This window comes from Natrialba sp. PRR66 (assembly GCF_034808065.1).
GTDB classification, from domain to species: domain Archaea; phylum Halobacteriota; class Halobacteria; order Halobacteriales; family Natrialbaceae; genus Natrialba; species Natrialba aegyptia.
Genome location: NZ_JAXHGN010000004.1, coordinates 85549 through 103371 on the forward strand (window position 1 = coordinate 85549; position 17823 = coordinate 103371).

The 17823-nt window shown below is 56.7% G+C and carries 15 protein-coding genes and 5 pseudogenes; 11 read left to right on the top strand and 9 right to left on the bottom strand.

Annotation, left to right across the window (positions count from 1 at the left end; all coding sequences use genetic code 11):
- Positions 1 to 303 precede the first annotated feature (303 nt).
- On the top strand, positions 304 to 477 hold the full coding sequence (locus SM755_RS14520) for a hypothetical protein (protein ID WP_323173290.1): 174 nt from the start codon (positions 304 to 306) through the stop codon (positions 475 to 477).
- 210 nt (positions 478 to 687) lie between these two features.
- Here the strand turns inward: SM755_RS14520 and SM755_RS14525 are convergent, their stop codons facing one another.
- From SM755_RS14525 to SM755_RS14540, 4 genes are all read right to left on the bottom strand, one after another.
- Positions 688 to 1623, bottom strand: coding sequence for a D-2-hydroxyacid dehydrogenase (locus SM755_RS14525; protein ID WP_323173291.1), 936 nt, complete (start codon positions 1621 to 1623; stop codon positions 688 to 690).
- Positions 1620 to 2036, bottom strand: coding sequence for a DUF3830 family protein (locus SM755_RS14530; protein WP_323173292.1), 417 nt, complete (start codon positions 2034 to 2036; stop codon positions 1620 to 1622). Before SM755_RS14530 ends, SM755_RS14525 begins: the two co-directional genes overlap by 4 nt.
- 30 nt (positions 2037 to 2066) lie before the next feature.
- Entirely contained in the window at positions 2067 to 3338 is a 1272-nt protein-coding gene (locus SM755_RS14535; RefSeq protein ID WP_323173293.1) for a Zn-dependent hydrolase, read from the bottom strand.
- Positions 3339 to 4195: 857 nt separating this feature from the next.
- Positions 4196 to 5008, bottom strand: a complete 813-nt coding sequence (locus SM755_RS14540; protein ID WP_323173294.1) for an IclR family transcriptional regulator — start codon at positions 5006 to 5008, stop codon at positions 4196 to 4198.
- 733 nt (positions 5009 to 5741) lie between these two features.
- Here SM755_RS14540 and SM755_RS14545 point away from each other — a divergent pair.
- From SM755_RS14545 to SM755_RS14565, 5 genes and pseudogenes are all read left to right on the top strand, one after another.
- A complete protein-coding gene (locus SM755_RS14545; RefSeq protein ID WP_323173295.1) occupies positions 5742 to 6050 on the top strand; it encodes a hypothetical protein in 309 nt (102 codons plus the stop codon).
- Positions 6051 to 6052: 2 nt separating this feature from the next.
- Complete coding sequence (locus SM755_RS14550; protein WP_323173296.1) at positions 6053 to 7615, top strand: sodium:solute symporter family protein; 1563 nt, start codon at positions 6053 to 6055, stop codon at positions 7613 to 7615.
- Positions 7616 to 7792: 177 nt separating this feature from the next.
- Positions 7793 to 8102, top strand: a pseudogene (locus tag SM755_RS24455) (Zn-dependent hydrolase); the annotation flags it as partial.
- 247 nt (positions 8103 to 8349) lie between these two features.
- Entirely contained in the window at positions 8350 to 9720 is a 1371-nt protein-coding gene (locus SM755_RS14560) for a cytosine permease (protein ID WP_323173297.1), read from the top strand.
- Between the two features lie 489 nt (positions 9721 to 10209).
- Positions 10210 to 10876: pseudogene (locus SM755_RS14565) on the top strand (IS6 family transposase).
- Here SM755_RS14565 and SM755_RS14570 read toward each other — a convergent pair.
- A pseudogene (locus SM755_RS14570) lies at positions 10873 to 11873 on the bottom strand (IS630 family transposase). The pseudogenes SM755_RS14565 and SM755_RS14570 sit on opposite strands and share 4 nt — an antisense overlap.
- 290 nt (positions 11874 to 12163) lie before the next feature.
- Here SM755_RS14570 and SM755_RS14575 point away from each other — a divergent pair.
- The 5 genes from SM755_RS14575 to SM755_RS14595 are packed head-to-tail and all read left to right on the top strand — an operon-like array spanning position 12164 to position 14750.
- A complete protein-coding gene (locus SM755_RS14575; RefSeq protein WP_323173298.1) occupies positions 12164 to 12502 on the top strand; it encodes a metalloregulator ArsR/SmtB family transcription factor in 339 nt (112 codons plus the stop codon).
- Complete coding sequence (locus SM755_RS14580; RefSeq protein ID WP_323173299.1) at positions 12499 to 12987, top strand: SRPBCC domain-containing protein; 489 nt, start codon at positions 12499 to 12501, stop codon at positions 12985 to 12987. The genes SM755_RS14575 and SM755_RS14580 overlap by 4 nt, the downstream gene beginning before the upstream one ends.
- Positions 12988 to 12989: 2 nt before the next feature.
- Entirely contained in the window at positions 12990 to 13589 is a 600-nt protein-coding gene (locus tag SM755_RS14585) for a dihydrofolate reductase family protein (RefSeq protein ID WP_323173300.1), read from the top strand.
- Complete coding sequence (locus SM755_RS14590; protein ID WP_323173301.1) at positions 13586 to 14077, top strand: SRPBCC family protein; 492 nt, start codon at positions 13586 to 13588, stop codon at positions 14075 to 14077. The genes SM755_RS14585 and SM755_RS14590 overlap by 4 nt, the downstream gene beginning before the upstream one ends.
- Position 14078: 1 nt before the next feature.
- On the top strand, positions 14079 to 14750 hold the full coding sequence (locus SM755_RS14595; RefSeq protein WP_323173302.1) for a dihydrofolate reductase family protein: 672 nt from the start codon (positions 14079 to 14081) through the stop codon (positions 14748 to 14750).
- Positions 14751 to 14906: 156 nt separating this feature from the next.
- Here SM755_RS14595 and SM755_RS14600 read toward each other — a convergent pair whose 3' ends face one another.
- The 4 genes and pseudogenes from SM755_RS14600 to SM755_RS14620 all read right to left on the bottom strand — a co-directional run bounded on the left by SM755_RS14600 (position 14907) and on the right by SM755_RS14620 (position 17318).
- A complete protein-coding gene (locus tag SM755_RS14600; protein WP_323173303.1) occupies positions 14907 to 15107 on the bottom strand; it encodes a hypothetical protein in 201 nt (66 codons plus the stop codon).
- A gap of 138 nt (positions 15108 to 15245) precedes the next feature.
- Positions 15246 to 15791: pseudogene (locus SM755_RS24460) on the bottom strand (RNA-guided endonuclease InsQ/TnpB family protein); the annotation flags it as partial.
- 1 nt (position 15792) lies between these two features.
- Positions 15793 to 15909, bottom strand: a pseudogene (locus SM755_RS14615) (MarR family transcriptional regulator); the annotation flags it as partial.
- Positions 15910 to 16277: 368 nt separating this feature from the next.
- On the bottom strand, positions 16278 to 17318 hold the full coding sequence (locus SM755_RS14620) for a S8 family peptidase (protein ID WP_323173305.1): 1041 nt from the start codon (positions 17316 to 17318) through the stop codon (positions 16278 to 16280).
- Positions 17319 to 17823 lie beyond the last annotated feature (505 nt).

Consider the following 17823-nt stretch of genomic DNA (forward strand, 5'->3'; position numbering starts at 1 on the left):
TATGCACTCGTACATCTAGTTTACCTCGTATATGTGGGGTAATTGGGCACAAGATATGTAGATAATTGGCCAATCGTTTTCGTACTTCACAATCAAAACGATAAAGCGGTCGCTTCGATTCGGTGCATAATCGGAGTTCTGGTCATCGCGCGGCTTAAGTCGTCATTCAAGACCCGAGTGAAGTGCCACCTCAAGGCCCGTCCTGCCACCCTTGCCACGCGAAGGTAACGATACTGTGGCGTCGCCAGCAGCAGCCACCGGAGTTCCAATTTCATACGAATCAACAAGTTGTAGCCGGTTAACATGAACGGGGAGATCGACGACGCCCGGGAGGATGAGATTTCCGGACACGGTGATCCGTCGATTGGCTGTCGGCAGCATCCGTTCCGTCCTGACGCCGACGATTGTTTCGTCGTCGATGGCGACGGCAGCGTCGAACGACGATTCAGTCGTCACGACGGTGCCGCCGGTCAGTAGGGTGTCAATTCGAGTCCTGGTTCTCGTTCGACCGTGGGGGACGCGTCGCGGATCTCGGACCGCCCAAGGATCACCGCTGTGTTACCCTCATGGTGCGTCGATCCGTTCTCAAGGACAAAGATGTGATCCGGTGGCCGACGATCGTCTCAACGCCCGATAGCTGTTGCTGTTACGCGAAAAACACCGCCGGGGGTCCTCCTGTGTCGATCCTTACGAGACCTGTGCAAGCGGCCGCAGCGACGTCTTCTCGAGGGCGTCGCAGAGGATCGCCGTACAGCGGTCCCAGTAGTTGGGGGTATGGCCGGCGTTGTGGGGCGTGACGAGGCAGTTCCCGAGCGACCAGAGCGGGTGATCGGCGGGGAGGGGTTCGGGATCGGTGACGTCGAGGGCGGCGCTGCGGATGTCGTTGCCGCGGAGCGCGGCGACGAGCGCGTCGGTGTCGACCACGGGACCGCGAGCGATGTTAACGAGCATTGCATCCATCGGAAGGGTGCCGAGGAGTTGCTTGTCGACGATCCCCTCGGTCGTTTCGGTGAGCGGACAGGCGAGCACCAGATAGTCGCTTCGTGCAGCCGCCTCCAGCGCGTCGTCGAAGCCGACGACCTCGTCGGCGTTGCCGCCCTTCGCCGGCGTATAGCGGACGCCGATGGTCTCGACGCCGAAATCGTCGAACCGCGCCAAAATCTCCTGTCCGATCGGGCCCATCCCGACGACGGTCGCAGTCGATCCGCGGAGTTCGCCGCCTTGATAGTGGTTCCACTCCCCGCGTTCGTGTTGCTCCCAGCCCTGGCGGAGGTTCCGCACGTCCGCGAGGACGTATCCGAGGACCTGTTCGGCGATGTTCGGGCCGTGGACTCCCGAAGCACTGGTGACCGCCACGCCCTCGGCCTCGAGCGTCTCGAGGGGGAGGTGGCCGGTGCCCGCGAACGTACAGGCGAACAGTTCGAGGTTGTCTGACGCCGAGACGAGTTCAGGGTCGATCTGATAGCCGGTCGCGACCGTCGCTTCGCGGAGGAGGTCGCGTTCCGCCCCGGGTGTCCGCGCAACCGCAACCTCGAGGTCCGGTAGCTCGTCTCGAATCGTCTCGGCGTACGCTGTCGGGTCCAGTCCGTGAATCTTGTCGTGGAGGACGACGATGTCCGTCATCTCTCAACCTCCCGAATCGTTACGTTCTGGACGCCGTCGCGGAGCGTTGCCTCTTCGACGGCTTTGAGTCTGTCGGCGGTCGCGTCCACGGTGGCAAAGTGGTTCCCCGCGAGTTCGCCGGCTGGACTCTTGAAACACGTTGGACCGCAGGGAACGAGGATCTCCTGTTCATTCCGATAGCCCGGATAAAGCAGGAGATCGCCCCGAGAGGGGTAGACCGTGTGGTTCTCCCGGGGAATCTCGGGGAGATCGATCTCGTCGATGTTGATCCACGTTGCGATCCCGCTCCAGCGGACGTGCATCAGTTCGGATTCGAGCGGGAGGAACTCGCGGACTGCTGCGACGGACTCCGGAGCTCGGTCTTCGTGCAATTCGGCCGTGAAGGTCGTGTCTTCGATCTCGATTTCTAACATGAGTGGTTTCAGTGATAACTGCAGCAGTCATCAGTGTTCATCGGTCGTTGCAAGCCGTGCGAGGGATTCGGCGAGAACGGTCGTTGCGGCCGTACAGTCGTCCCAGTCGGCCCACTCTTTCGGCGAGTGGGAGTGTCCGCCGACAGAGGCGGCGAACAGGAGTGCGGCGTTTGTCACGTCGGCGACCTGCATCGTGTCGTGGCCGGCCCCCGAGTGAAGCGTGCGCGCCTCGATGCCGCAGTCCTGCGCCGCGTTGAGCACGGTATCTCGACACCGAGCGGAGAGCGGCGTCGGTGGAACGTCGTACGTACAGTCGAAGGTCGTCGAAACGTTGCGGTTGTCTTTGACGGTCTCAAGAACGCTGGTGACAGCGTCCAGTTGCGCTTGGATCTCCGCCCGCTCGACCGATCGCAGATCGAGTCGCATGGAGACCGTTCCTGGGACGACGTTGACGACGCTCGGCTCAACGTCCAGGTGGCCAACGGTGCCGACCGCGGTTCCGCTACCGGACGCCGCGGCCTCGGTGGCGCTCCGTTCGACCGCGAGGACGAGTTCGCTCGCCGCCGCGAGCGCGTCTTGTCGGTCGGTCATTGCGGTCGTCCCCGAGTGATCGGCTTCGCCCTCAATGGTCACGTGACACCGCACCGTTCCGGTGATATCGGTGACGACGCCGAGCGGGACGCGGGCGTCTTCGAGGCGCGAATTCTGCTCGATGTGGAGCTCGAGCCACGCGTCCCACTCGCTCGCATCGAGGCGACCGGTCCCGCGGTAGCCGATTCGTTCGAGCGCCTCCTCGAGAGTCACGTTGCCGTCGGTCAGCGCCAGCGTCTCGTCGACGCCGCGTTTGCCAGTCGCGACCGTCGACCCGAGGACGCCGTCGGCGAAGCGGGTCCCCTCTTCGCCGGTGAAGCAAACGACCTCAAGCCCGCAGTCGGGCGAGACATCGCTCTCTCGAATCGCCCGAACGGCTTCAAGGGCCGCGAAGACGCCAAGCGGCCCGTCGAAGATGCCACCGCGCGGAACCGAATCGAGGTGGCTCCCGGCGGCGATCGCTGCGGCGTTCGGATCGGCGCTAGGCGGCGTCCATCGGCCAGCGACGTTGCCGACTGCATCGACTCGGACATCGAGACCCGCCTCCTCGAGGCGGGCGACGAGATAGTCGCGTGCCTCGCCGTTCGCCTCGTCTCCGGGCAGCGCCGTTCGTCCGCGGCCGTCGTCGGCGTCAACGGCGCCGAACAACGCGATCTGCTCGATGTCTCGCTGGAGCTGCTCTCCGTCGACCGGTAGCGCCGACTTCGTCATCCAAGCACTCCTCGTGCGTCCCATATTGGTCGTTTTTCTGGTTGCGTCACGTGACCGGTCACCTCGTACCCCTCGTGTCTCCAGTCCCGTTTGGCGCAGTCCTCACTCCGTCATGTGACATCTCATTGGATCCGATCGCACACGTTCCTGAACGGACGGTACCGATCCGAATTACCTGTACATTTGTCTTCGTTTTCAGCACGATATGCGAATTTCGACTAATCACTGAAAAGTATTATGGGTCGGTGTTATTATCTATATGGGGAACTACCTCTTCCTTGGTTGACTTCAGCCTCTATCTAGCCATTACACCACACGGACGGTGAACGATACCGCTCCTAACGCGGGTGTTCAGACATTTTGAACGAACCCATACAGTGAATCATCCGTTTCCGATATGGAAACGTGGATTGCAGTTCGTCGGTATCGTCGGCGCTCAGTCTCAAATCTCATACAGAGAGTGTTACATTCCCGGATCGGCTCTTCGCGTTCAGGTGAGCAGCGACTGTGTCACATTCAGGGTGTCAATCGATCCGGAATCCTCATTGGTTGATCGGGATAAAATACGACGACGGGAAGAAGTCATTCTAGTCCCGAGATCATGCGTGAGTGACCTCATCAGCGCGTTCGAGTACACACCAATTACATAAGTACGGGTGTAAATGGAACTCGGCAGTAAGTGAACCAGCTAGTGATTGGAGAGGTGATCAGTCGGCGCCTCGACCGGGGGAAACCCCGATCTATGACACGAAGGGTTTCGTCGTCCGCATTCGTCCCGATGCCGAGAAAAAGGATATCTGAGCCGTTCGAATGCCGCGGCAGAATACGTGTGAGCGGAGCCGTTTCCATAACGGGAACTATGAAACGCCGGTGATCGAGTTCTGCTTCTGGGTCATGTTGAAGTCCACTTCGATGACGTTCGCCGTTTCCAGTACCAGATCGGGAACGTCGTCGGTAAACGCATCTCCTGAGAGGTAGCTCGTCGGAGCCGAAACGCTTACTGAACCGAGTACCCGATCCTCGTGATCTCTAATCGGGGCACCGATCGCCCGAAATCCTTTGATCTCCTCCTCGTCGTTGTGGGCAAACCCCTGCTGTCGAACCGCCTCGAGTTCGTCGTACAGCCGCTCCCGGTCGGTGATCGTATTTTTGGTCCGCTGCTCGAACGTGGAGCTCTCGACGATCGCTTCGATGCGTTCGGACGACATGTGTGCGAGGATCGCTTTTCCAGCCGCTGTTACGTGGAGCGGATCCCGTTGCTGCAGTTTAGCGGCTTGGTAGTCGTAGTCAGTAGCTTCCTCGCCCGTGGCTTGGTGCAGGTTTACACCGTAGCTGTCAGCCTCCGTAACGAGATGCGCGTAGTGGCCGAGTTCGGCTGCGAGGTCGTCGACTTTAGATTTTCCCACCTGATACAGCTCGCTCGTATTTCTGGTGTACTCACCCAAAAGGAGAAACTGATAGGACAGCTCGTAGCACCCATCGGTGCAGGTCACGTACCCAAGTTCCTCGAGCGTTTTGAGATACCGGTACGCGGAACTCTTGCTGAGATCGAGTTGGTCCGCGAGTTCGGTAATGGTTGCCCCATCTCGAGCGGTAAGCACCTCGATCACGTCGGACGCTACCGAGAGCGTTTGTAGCATCCGGTACGACCTCGAGTCGGCATCCGTCATGTTTTGGAGTTGATGTGGTATCTATATGGGTGTTTCCATAGTGGAAAAGGTTACATTCGTTTTGATTATAAGTGGATGAGTGTTCGAATCGATTGTCGACGGTACTTGCTTGCGGCTGTGAATCCCAGATATGGGAACAGCCTCTGAAGAGTGAGATGGTTGTACCTGCACAGATTTCTCGCTTGGATTTACAGTAGAGGAACTCAAGCGACCAATCGTACTAGTGGCCACTTGTGCGGGCCGACCGCGGCACTGTTTGAGCACGTCTATGGGAAACAACAATGTGTCAAAACTTGATCGGCAGATGAGACATCAAGGATTTCGAGTATCTCACAGTCGACCACCGCCCAGACATGGACTTCTTCGTCGTCGACAGTTACCTCTTATCGCTTCTAGTAGCCAGACTCGAACACGCTCTTGAGCGGGTGAAACCACTGTCTGATCGGTTTATAGGACCGATCAACGAACGGTTCAATCCATCTGTACGAGAGGCCAGCATGATACAGAAATACTGCGAGGATATGCCGCCCTGTCGACGTGTCTTCTCGAGAAGACACGCCATGTTATTTATAATCTCCAACTACGCAGGAAGAAATATAAGAATTCCCATTTATTTCCCATTTATTCCCCCATTCATGCTAAGATTGGCAATCTAGATGGCCGCAACACAACTTTTATTTAAGTGGTCGGTAAGATTTCCAACGTACTGGGGTCTGCCCCCAGTATAGAAAATATGGCACGATCAGATTCAACTGTAGAGATAGATGAATCGCTCACTGAATCCGATGGAATAGGACTTGATCTCTTCGCTGAAGAGACACCACAGACTGCGCGATACCGATTTTTACTTCATTTCGGTGCATATGTAGTTCTACTCTTGTTGGTCATCTGGCCAATATTCTCTATGGCTAACCAGCTCGAACCATACGTATTGGGATTACCGTTCAATATGTTCTGGAATATCTTGGTTCTCGTGCTCGTTCTTGTCAACTCAGTACTACTGTATCGCTTTGATGAAGGCAAGCTACAGGGGGGAAGCTGACCATGGTTTCGACAGCAACACTGATCATCACGGTAATACCGTTGGCTTATCTAGTGTTTGCACTGTGGGTCGGTGTCCGGAGCCGCAGCGCAGCCGATCAAAGCACTACTGAAGGATTCGTCGCGGGCGATCGCCGTATTGGTGTTATCGTACTGTTCTTCATTATGAGCGCGGCGAACAATAGTGCATTTGCCTTTCTCGGCGGCCCTGGATTCGCGTTCGACAGAGGGGCAGCTGGATTCTACATTATTACGTACAGTGCGTTCGGGTTTGCATTATGGTACGTATTCGGTCCGAAGGTATCCCGACTCGGTCGAAAATTGGGGTACGTGACACAAGCGGAGTTCGTGAGCGACCGGTTTGATAGCAAGTGGATCTCAGCAATTATGGCAATTGCTTCTGTTGCCGCCTTTATTCCATATCTAGTTGTTCAGATAAAGGGTGTCGCATTCATCCTTAACGAAGCCAGTAATGGGATTATCCCGTTCTGGCTTTCAGGGTTACTTCCCTTCCTCGTCATTGGAATCTACGTCGTCACAAGCGGAATGATGGGTGTTGGATGGTCAAACGTCCTGCAGGGAATCATGATGGTCTTACTTGCGTGGTTCCTCGGCTTGTATCTCCCCTTTGAACTCCATGGCGGAGTAGAACCGATGTTTAAAAACATAGCTGCAAGTGATCCCTCACAGCTGCTCGTCGGGCTGCCAGAGATGTCGATGCTTCAATATTCGAGCTTTATCGTCGTCTCAGCACTCGGGAGTATCATGTGGCCCCACCTGTTCATGCGAGCATATACTGCCGATGACACAGCTACAGTAAAAAAGACGGCTGCATTCTATCCGCTCTTCCAATTCATTATTATTCCGATTCTCTTAATCGGATTCGCCGGCGTAACCGTGGTCGAGCCGTCTCTACTCGATAGTCCTGATCGAATCCTCCCGTATCTTGTTATGAGTCTCGATATGAATCCGCTTTTGATCGGACTATTCTTCGCTGGCGCACTTGCGGCAACGATGAGTACTGCCGACGCAATCGTTCACTCATCAGTAAGTGTCATTATGCGAGACTTCTACAAACCGCTATTTGATCCTGATCCGGAGGGCGAGAAGGTGAATGAGACCTTCTGGATGAAGGTTTTGGTCTTCCCCACCCTAGGTGTCGCATATTACTTCGCTATGTTCAGTTCGATCAACATTGTACCGTTACAGGCCGCTGCATATGGTGCAATCATCCAATTTATCCCGCTAGTTGTCGGGGCAATGTATTGGCCTCGCGCTACGAAAACTGGAGCTCTATCCGGTCTCTTCGCCGGGACTGTCGTAACTGGTATTTTCACGTTCGTTGTGCCGACACCGCTGACGGTCCATGCAGGATTCTGGGGTCTTCTCGTTACAACAGCTGTCTTCGTGATAGTTAGTCTGATGACTAAGGTTGAAAACCCCGAGTTCGCACGGGAGATAATTCGCGAGACGCGTCCTAAACTCTTTCCGACTGAAATTGGGAGCGAAGACCCCTCAGTTGCTGCGACGGATGGAGGGACGCTCTCCGACGACACCGAAAAATAGATCCATACTTACTCAGTTTTTCTCTTTCTTTATCCAATAACGAAAATAATCAGGAGCTGTTGTGTCGCCGGTCTCACTAGCCCAACCACGCATGTTGCAGCCTGTCGCAACCGTAGCGGATAACAGCCGATATAGCTTGACTGATCAGATTGAATATCACTAGGTCTGCGTCGGCCCTGGGCTCCCACGGGGTGTGACGAGGAGATCGCACCCGTCGCTGCCGGGAGTCACTTGGGTTCGGTTCCGGAAAGCGGGATCTTCGATGGACCGCTCGGCGTCTATCCTGCGCTCAAAAGCGTCCGTGCGACCACGGCCGGTAATTTCGACCTCGAGCGTCCGATTGATGTCGTCTGTTTCACCGGCGAAGAGGGGACCCAGTTCTCCGACGGCGAGGTGACGCTGGGAGTGCTCTCGAGGAAATCGGTTTCCGTGGTCGACTCGATGCCACGTGACTATCGAGGGCGAAGCCAACCACTCAGGGACGACCGCAATATCCGTTTCTGTAGCAATCGATTTCGCATCCTGTTACACGCCGTCTATATAATCGGACGCGATCGTCCACACCGTATTGGAATTTTGAAAAATAATCCAGTATCGGGGATCGAATCACATACTGGCAGAATATTACCGCATAAGAGCAGTACATAGTGATCATATTCTCGCGGAGAAAGTACTATAGGACCATCTCTTCGAGACGTTGTTAGTATGGCAGCGATACGACCGGTGACCGACAGATGAGTCACGAAGCAAACCCGGAGGGGTTAGAGCCGATCCCGTCAGATCAGCGATCGATGAGTCTCTTCCACTACATTTTGGTCTGGTGGGCATCGTTTATCATCGTCCAAGGGTTCTCGACGGCGTTCTTCGCCGTGTATCCACAGGGGCCGCTAAACGTCGTTCAGGCCGCCGTCGCTATGACGATCGGAGCGACGGTCTCGGCGGTCCTGTTCGTGATAAACGGACTCGGGGGGTACCGAGAGGGCATTCCATTCGTCACGCAGGTGCGGGCCGCGTTCGGACCCCGCGGCGCGATGATCCCGAAGTTCGTCTGTGCGGTTCCGGCGATCATCTGGCTCGGAATCGGCAACTGGATCGGTGCGCTGGCGATCCAGAGCATCACGATGACGCTGTTCGGATTCGGAAACGTCCAACTGTACTTCGTCCTCTTTATCCTCCTCAACCTCGCCCTCGCGTGGGGTGGGATCACCTCGATAAAGTGGTTCGACTCCGCGGCCGCGGTGATCATCATCGCCCTCCTCGCGTATACCATCTTCAAGGTGACGACAGAGCAGGGCATCTCAACGGCCTCGATCGAGCACGAGGGTACCTGGGGCCTCCCGTTCCTCACGATCGTCGCGGCCCACGTCGGGACGGCGATAACCGCCGCGCTCAACGCGAACGACTTGAGCCGGCACCTCGAGCAGCGTCGAGGGTCGTGGAATCACATCCTCGGTCACGTCCTGGGGGTCGCCCCCGCCATGTTGTACATGGCACTCGTGGGGATCGTCTTCGGGACGGCCATCACGACGGACACGGGGAACCCGGTGTTCGCTATCATGGACGTCTCGCCAAACCCGACCCTCGGCGCCGCGTTGCTCATGTTCGTGCTGGCCGCCCAGACGTCGTCGAATCTGACGCTGAACATGCTCCCCGCCGTTCACATCTTTCAGGATACGCTCGATACGACCTGGGAGAAGGGACTGATACTCACGAGCGTGCTGTCGGTCGTTACGTTCCCGTGGGTGCTGTTCTCCTCACAAGGCGGCATCTACTTTCTGGTCATCAACGTCTACTCCGTTCCGCTCGGAGCGGTATTCGGCGTCCTGCTGGCCGAGTACTGGGTGTTCAGATCCGACGGTTCGAACACCGCGCTCTACGATACAGAGCGGACTTCGGAGCAAGGGTTCATGAAGGGATTCTCCGTCACGGCCGTCCTGAGCGTTCTAATCGGATCGGTTGCGAGCCTCGCCGTACTGGACCTGTCATGGATGGTCGGTTTCCCTATTGGGTTTGGCACCTACGTCTGTCTGCGGAAACTGAACGTCGATAGCCGAACGATGGCGTACCTCTCGGACACGGAGTCCCAGTCAACTGCGGCCGACTAACACGTCACTTCAGGGTGTCCCGATCGCTGGCTGCAGACTGCCGGTACATTTCAGTTTCGCTTGAGTCGCCTTCCGATTCCGTTCCTCGTCAGAACGGGACGAGCAATAGACTGTTTTGTGTCTTCTGGTGAAACGAGGTTTCAATAGACACTGTCTAATTGAGCCAGTTTGAGTGGGGATTTAGAAGAACGCTCTTGTGAAGGAGATTGTTGGTACCCACGATTAGTGTTCAGGGGCAGCCAGAAAACCCCTCATAGCTGCTCAGATCGATAGCTTGATCGGCGCTCGATGAACTCCGTATTGTCTCGAAATCACCGGGTAGTTCTCCACCAACAATGTGCTTCACACGAGAGCGTGTCATACAATAGTTCTCAACAGCCATTATTCACGGTATTAATCTTGGACGAAACCAATAACCAGCGAAACTACAGGCTCATACGCGAATTGAGAGCAGTATAATCGTCAGGTAGAGGGTGTGAGACGTATTCTGTGACACGCTGTCACAAGAGCGTAGAAGAATATTGGGAGAACGAGCGGACGGCGACGTCCGTCAGGGCGTTCGCCATCCGCCTCCATCAGACCGGTTGTTCGCTTCGGAGACAACAGCGATTCTCGCTGAATTAGGCGTTGAGCGGCCTCATAGAGCAGTCTGGAACTGGATACATCGGCTGGTGGGCAGCGGATACGACCCACCGACGGCGACACTGTCGCGGGTCACTGTTAACGAAACCGCTGTCAAAATCAACGGAGACTTGTCTTGGGTACATTCTGCAATAGACAACGACTCAGAGATAATCCTCGATGTCGCGTTATTTGGTCGGCACGGCACTGATCCGGCAGCTGCGTTCCCCATCGACTCCGCGAGAAACACGATCTCTCTGAGGCTGAGTTTCTCGTCGATGGTGCTGTCTATCTGACTGCCCTCTCTCAATTAGGATTGAGCGGCCATCTCGACTACGTCGATCAAAACCACATCGAAAAGTGGTTTCACACCCTCAAAATGCGGGTTGACCGCTTCCATAACTCATGGGTCGGCAGTCGGGCGAGCGTCAGAAAGTGTCTTGAACAGTTCGTACACTACTACAACATACAACGACCGCACCAGTCACTCAACGGAGAGACGCCAGCGGAGGTGCTAAACTATAGTAGACGTTAGAAATAATTGCTCGTCTCCAGGAGCGAGAGCTGATCAATAGCTGTATCAATCGCTGTTGTGAGCTCGTTGAGTGAGTCAAAGAAGCGATTGCTGAGTGCCGCTTGGAGTTGTCTCCAGCACTCTTCGACCGGATTTAGCTCCGGTGAATACGCCGGCAATGGTACGAAGGTGAGGTCGTCCCGGGCCGCCAGGTCCGTGATGGCCGACACCCGAAGATACGGCGCTCCATCCAACACAATAATCAAGTCATTCTCGAACTCTTGGCATAATGCGAGAATGAAATATTTTGCGTGATCGGCAGTCACGTACTCTTCAAATCGAGAGAAAAAGCGATCACCGTCCTCGGTGATCGCGCCTAAGAGACACGTCCAGTCGCGTTGTCCGGACAGTTCAACAGACGGTCGCGTGCCGCGAGGAAATCACGCGGTACGCGGCTCAACTTGCACGGATTTCTTGGTTTGGTCGATACAGACTACTGTGGCGTCCATTTCCCGCCGCTTTTTTTGAGTTCCTCGCGGAACGTTTCTTGGTCCTCAGCATCTGATTCGGCGGCTGTACGGCGTGGTTTTTGGAAGCTCAATCCCGCTTCTTTGAGCAGCCGCCGGCAGCTTGGGATTGAGTACTCGACATCGTATGTCTCCTCGATATGCTGCTGGACGAGCGCCGGCGTCCACGCCGGCGCGTCGAGCCCAACTTCTTCAGGTGATCTATGGACTGTTTCTTCGAACTCTTGCTGCTCTTTTTCTGAGAGCTTTCGCTTTCTCCCAGATCGATGAGCATCTGTAACAGCCTGCTCAAGCGACTCGTCAGTGTCGAGTCGCTTGAGCCAACTGTAGATTGTTCGCCGGCCGGTATTATGCCACTCGGCTAGTTCGGTCTGTGTAACACCGTTTTTGTACTCAATTGCGGCTAACAGCCGCTGTGTCGGCTTCCTTCCCTCGACGTTGTCGAGTGCGTCGTGAAGTTCTTCGACGGAGATTTCGTCGAGATGATCCATTAAAAGGAGTGACAATCTATGGGTAGAAAGTTCTAACGGTTACTATAATTATCCGATTTGGCGCGCTGTCGGAGTGCATCCTCGAATGGGAGTCTGTGCGATTTAGCGAACGCTGTCGCGATGCATTCGGCATGCACTCAGGCCGAGCAGGAGTCCGATCCAGACCGCGAACAGCGCCGGAACTCTGTCTGATTGTTCTGGTCGACGGATGTCCAGAGTACCGATCAAATCGATAGCCCTATTCGTTTAACCTATAGGTTTAATACTGCAAACGCTGTACACTTAACCAGATGGTTGAACAAGAGCCGGACGATCTGGATCTCGACGCAGTCTTCAAGGCACTGGGCCACCCGATCCGTCGAGAAATCCTGGAACAGCTCGCTGACGGCCCCGAGAGCGTCAGTGAGCTGGCCAAACCCCACGATGTGTCGCTGGCCGCGGTCTCCAAGCACCTGCGCGTGCTGGAGGATGCAGGTCTCCTCGATGTCGAGGAGGACGGTCGGGTTCGGCGGTGCCACCTCGACGCTGCGCCACTGAGCGACGCGTTCGGATGGCTGACCCGATACCGCGTTCTCTGGGAGGACCGCTTCGACGCGTTGGCCAACCATCTGGAGGAAGACAAAGCATGACCGACATCGACAACGAACACGGAGAACCGACAACGGACGAGCGGACCATGACAGTGAGCCGCGTGATACAAGCGCCACCCGAGCGAGTCTACGACGCGTTCCTCGACCCCGACGAACTCGCCCAGTGGCTCCCCCCGACCGGCTTCAGCGCCGAAGTCCACCACTTAGAGCCCGAGGAGGGCGGAACGTTCCGAGCCACGTTCACGGGGGAGACCCCAGAATTCGCCGATATGGGTCACTCCTTCGGCGGCACCTACCAAGAACTCGAGCCGGGCGAGCGAATCGTCTACACCGAATCGTTCGAAACTGACGCCCCCGAGATGGCCGGCGAGATGACCGTGACGGTCACGTTCGAGGATGTTCCTGATGGGACCGAGATCACCGTCCGCCAAGCAGGCATCCCAGAGGCCGTTCCTCCGAGCGACGCCAACGAAGGCTGGAACGACTCACTCGAAAACCTCGCGGCCATCGTCGAAGAGGCGTAACTATGAGGAAACTCGTCGTCAGCGAGTTCCTGACGATCGACGGCGTGATGCAGGCCCCGGGTGCCCCCGACGAGGATACCGAAGGCGGGTTTGAGCACGGTGGCTGGCAGGTGCCGTACTTCGACGACGTGGACCCGACCGTCGCCGACGGGCTTTCCGCCGCGGACGCGCTCGTGCTCGGCCGGAAGACGTACGAGATCTTCGCGTCGTACTGGCCGACCGCGAGCGAAGATGAACCCTTCACCGAGCGGATGAACAGCATCGATAAGTACGTGGCCTCCCGGACGTTGGATGCGGTCGACTGGCAGAACTCGACGCTCCTCAAGGGTGACGTGGCCGACGCGGTCGCCGAATTGAAACAGGAGCCTGGCGGTGACCTCGTAGTCATCGGCAGCGGGGAGCTAGTCCAGACGCTCATGGTCAACGACCTTGTCGACGAATACCAACTCATGGTCCACCCGCTGGTCCTCGGCACCGGCAAGCGGCTCTTTACGGACGAGAGCGAGCCAACCGGTATGACACTTGTCGAGATAGAGACGACCGACTCGGGCGTTGTCGGTCTTACCTACGAGACGGCGGAGAAAAGGGAGAGAAACCGATGACAGACGACACGACGAACGCAGAAGCTGAACTCGAAACCAGCGAAAACCGGCTAACCATCCGACGAACGTTCGACGCACCGCGCGAGCGGGTGTTCGAGGCCTGGACGGACCCGGAGCAGGTCGACCAGTGGTGGGGTCCGGACGGATTCGCGACCACGACGGACGAGATGGAGGTACGTCCCGGTGGGGTGTGGCGGTTCATGATGACTGGCCCTAACGGCAACGAGTTCCCGAATCGTATCGAATACGACGCGGTCGAGGAACCCGAACGCCTGGCGTACACGCACGGCTCGCCCGATGACCCCGAGCAGTTCCGGGTCGTCGTAACATTTGACGCTCAAGGGGATAGCGAGACCGACCTCACCATGGAGATGTGTTTCTCCTCGGCGGAGGAACTAGACGAGGCCGTGGAGTTCGGCGCCGACGACGGCGCGAAGCAGACCCTGGGCCGCCTCGCCGAACACTTGGCAAACGGAGGGGCCACATAGTATGGGAACCGTCTTCGTAGACATGTCGATGTCGCTTGATGGGTACATCGCCGGCCCGAACGATAGCCAGGAGAACCCCCTGGGTGATGGGGGCGAGCGCCTCCACGAGTGGGTCTTCGAGTTGCAGAGCTGGCGCGCGGAGCAGGGGCTTGACGGAGGGAAGACTGGCCAGGACGACGAAATCGTGGCGAAATCGATCGAACGGGTCGGCGCTTTCGTGATGGGGCGGCGGATGTTCGACAACGACGACGGTCCGTGGGGAGACGACCCGTTCGAAGGGCCCTGGGGCGACGACCCGCCCTTCGGCACACCAGTGTTCATCCTCACGCACCACGGACGAGAGCCGCTCGAGATGGACGGCGGGACGACCTTCCACTTCGTCACCGAGGGAATCGAACGCGCCCTCGAACGGGCCGAGGAGGCCGCTGGTGACGGGGACGTCCGAATCTCGGGCGGTGCGGATGTCGTCCGTCAATACGTCGAGGCGGGACTCGTAGACGAGATTCAGCTTCACGTCGTTCCCGTACTACTTGGTGACGGCATCCGATTGTTCGATCACCTCGGTACCAGGCCGATCGAACTGGAACGAACGAGGATTGTGGGGTCACCCAACGTGACGCATCTCCGATTCCGCGTCGTGAACGAAAGAGCAACTGAAAACGAAGAGCGATGACAGCCGACGAAACCAACGACCAGATTGAAGTGGGCAAGAGGAGCCTGACCATCCCACAAACGATCAACGTGTCACCGGAGTGCACCAGAGCGCCAGGGAGGGATCGTAGTCGTGTTGCTCGATGACGAGGTCACCGTGACCTACGGCGCAGGCGGGTCAATCGGCGGTTCCGTCGCACGGTCCTTCGCCAGCGAGGGAGCTAATGTCTTCCTTGCGGGTCGCACTGCGGCACCGCTCGAAGCGGTCACCGAGGACATTTGATCGGGTGGCGGCGAGGCGGACACCGCCGTCGTCGATGCCCTCGACGAGCAGGCAGTCGACGAGTTCGTCGATGCAGTGGTCGAGGAGACCGGACACATCAACATTTCATTTAACCTCATCGGAACTGGGGACATCCAGGAGCCGTTGACCGAAATCTCGGTCGGAGACCCGATGTTCTTCGCCGTCGCAAAGTCGCGTAGCGACTTTGCTGCCCGCCGGACGTAGTCCGGCGACCGCGTTGTAATCCGCGTTCACTTCGTAGCCGCACTTCTGACAACAGAACTCCGCTTGCGACGGTCGATTCTCTCGAAGCATCGTCCCACACTGCGAGCACCGCTAACTCGTGTAGGCCGGGTCTATGTGCATCGATCGATTCCGTCGGCCTCTGCCTTGTACGCTACGTAGTCGTACAATCGTCGGAATGCCCGTGCGTGGAACTTCTTGGCTCGGGGCATCCGATCGCGGATGTCTGTTAGTTTCTCGAACGCGATGGTGTCGCACTCGTTCGCGACGGCTTCTTGGACGATTGCCTTCGATATACAGTGTAGGTAGTCCTCGACCCACTGGATCTCGCGGTCGCCCATCTGTTCGATGGTTCGGTGGCCGATTCTGTCCCGGTCTGTTGCAGGTTGCCGCGAATCCGCTCGTACTCCCGCCGACGGTGGGTCAGGTAGCCACGTTCCAGAACATCCCGGTCGACGTGACAACGATTTGTTCGATACCGAGGTCCACACCGAGGACTGTGTTGTGCTCAGTGTCACCTTCGTCCGGTGTCTCGGTGGGCCTTGAACGCCCGGCCCTCGTTGGCGGCGAGAAACCCGAAGACCTGATCCGGGACTGAAAGATCCGCGAGTTCGTCCTCGCTCGTGTTTTCGGAGGTGTCACGGTCGATGGGCATCGTTGAACGCGGAGGCGTGCTCCACTGTAAGGAGTGTAGGAGAAAGCTACGAAAACACTGAAGGGGAAATTACTGTTGATCACGGAGCGGTTCGAGAATTGTATGCATTGAGGGGGCCAGTCCCAACGTCTCTATCCTTTGGAAGTTGACACAGATGCTGCGTTTAGATTTCTACAAAACATCAACTGGTGGATATTTGTCGCAGATCCTGAACCAACTCAGCACTCTGTAAGATCTGGTCAACACGCCACACTCAAGAATCATGTGCAGAAAAAGGCGCTCTCTAACGGGTTTTCAACCAGCTTAGCAAGGATTTTCGGTCGACAGGACTGCAAAATGCGAAACGGTTTTCAACAACGTTGGATTTGCTACTCGGGCAGCACCTCTAACTCCAGCTTTTCGAGGTGCTCGAGGGCAGCACTCGCGTTGACAAGTCCCGATCCCGCTGCGTCAGGCCCAAGTCCGATATCTTCTGCAGACGTGGTGAGGAGTTCGCGGATTTCGACGTTAGAGAGGCCGTGTGCGGCTAGCAACGCTGCCGAGCCGCTCACGTGCGGTGTGGCCATTGAGGTGCCTTCCATGACCCCATACTCGCTTCCGGGAATCGTTGATAACACGGGGGAACCAGGGGCGACCAGGTTCACTTCGGGACCTGTGTTCGAAAACGGTGCAAGCGAATCGTCTTTCGTGGTCGCACCCACACCGATCACTTCATCGAGATCCGCAGGGTAGTCCACCTGCGGTTGGCCGTCATTCCCCGTTGCCGCAACGAGCAGGAGTCCCTCTTCGTACGCGAACTTGACAGCCTCGGTCTGTGTCTGCGTTGTCTCCGGCTCGCCGACGCTGAGATTGGCGATGTCGTAGCCGTGGCGTGCCGCATACTCGATTCCAGCGGCTATGTCCGCATCGGTTCCAGTTCCTTGGTCATCGAGCACCTTCACTGGATGGAGCTTTGCGGATGGACTCACACCAATGACTCCGATGTCGTTATCGAGCGCCGCGATTGTCCCCGACACGTGTGTGCCGTGGCCAAAGTCATCAGCCCACTTTTTATTGCTCTCGATTGTGGTCTCAACGAACGCAACACCCTCCCCGATATTGGCGTGTAAGTCCTCGTGCGTGGGGTCAATACCGCTATCGATGACCGCAACGTGGACGCCACAACCGGTTTCGCCTCGTTCGTGCGCCGCAAGCGCACCAATTCGTTCAATACCCCATGGGTTCCATTGCTCAGCTTTGAGATCCTCTTGTATTTGGTTGTCAGGGTCAGTGTCAGGGAGATCGAGGCTCCGCTCGATGTTCTCTTCGACAAATCGAATATCCTCATGGTCACCGAGGGCATCGAGATCGCTCTCTGTAACTTCGACCGTCGTGATATCCAGCGCCTTGAACTCGTGGTGTACCTCCACCGCAACATCTCTCGCGTGTTCTCTTCCCACCTCAGTCTCATGGCCGACGTTATACTGACGCGTCGTCTCTGTGTCGTCCTGTGCTGCAGCCGTTCCGATGCTTCCAAGTGCTGCACTTGCGATTCCTGCTGTGGCAGCAGCTCGGAGATATGACCGTCGTCTAACACGCGTTTCGAATTGCGTTTCAGGTGGTTTGTCCATAGACGAACCAATCGCTATATCACCTGAGTAGGTGTTCGTTCACTCACCCATACATAATAAATATTTTATGATTAGTATCTATAGGTAGCGGTAAATCCAACGGAAATTGCAATCTAAGAGTGAGCTTGTTGGGGAATCTTATCGTGCTCACGGCAGTCATAGTACAGACCTACTACAATCAGCTCTCCTTACATGATTGAATCTGACTCACTTAATAATCACAGTTATAATTTATCAGGGGTATCACTCGAGAGTAAGAGCGTTCCAACCGATGAACTGTGCGTTTAGTGAGACCGTATCTCTG

Coding starts and splice junctions, on each gene's coding strand:
- SM755_RS14580 (WP_323173299.1), top strand. CDS start 12,499: ATGACCGACATCGACAACGAACACGGAGAACCGACAACGGACGAGCGG.
- SM755_RS14530 (WP_323173292.1), bottom strand. CDS start 2,036: ATGTTAGAAATCGAGATCGAAGACACGACCTTCACGGCCGAATTGCAC.
- SM755_RS14550 (WP_323173296.1), top strand. CDS start 6,053: ATGGTTTCGACAGCAACACTGATCATCACGGTAATACCGTTGGCTTAT.
- SM755_RS14535 (WP_323173293.1), bottom strand. CDS start 3,338: ATGACGAAGTCGGCGCTACCGGTCGACGGAGAGCAGCTCCAGCGAGAC.
- SM755_RS14590 (WP_323173301.1), top strand. CDS start 13,586: ATGACAGACGACACGACGAACGCAGAAGCTGAACTCGAAACCAGCGAA.
- SM755_RS14525 (WP_323173291.1), bottom strand. CDS start 1,623: ATGACGGACATCGTCGTCCTCCACGACAAGATTCACGGACTGGACCCG.
- SM755_RS14595 (WP_323173302.1), top strand. CDS start 14,079: ATGGGAACCGTCTTCGTAGACATGTCGATGTCGCTTGATGGGTACATC.
- SM755_RS14540 (WP_323173294.1), bottom strand. CDS start 5,008: ATGACGGATGCCGACTCGAGGTCGTACCGGATGCTACAAACGCTCTCG.
- SM755_RS14560 (WP_323173297.1), top strand. CDS start 8,350: ATGAGTCACGAAGCAAACCCGGAGGGGTTAGAGCCGATCCCGTCAGAT.
- SM755_RS14585 (WP_323173300.1), top strand. CDS start 12,990: ATGAGGAAACTCGTCGTCAGCGAGTTCCTGACGATCGACGGCGTGATG.
- SM755_RS14575 (WP_323173298.1), top strand. CDS start 12,164: ATGGTTGAACAAGAGCCGGACGATCTGGATCTCGACGCAGTCTTCAAG.
- SM755_RS14520 (WP_323173290.1), top strand. CDS start 304: ATGAACGGGGAGATCGACGACGCCCGGGAGGATGAGATTTCCGGACAC.
- SM755_RS14545 (WP_323173295.1), top strand. CDS start 5,742: ATGGCACGATCAGATTCAACTGTAGAGATAGATGAATCGCTCACTGAA.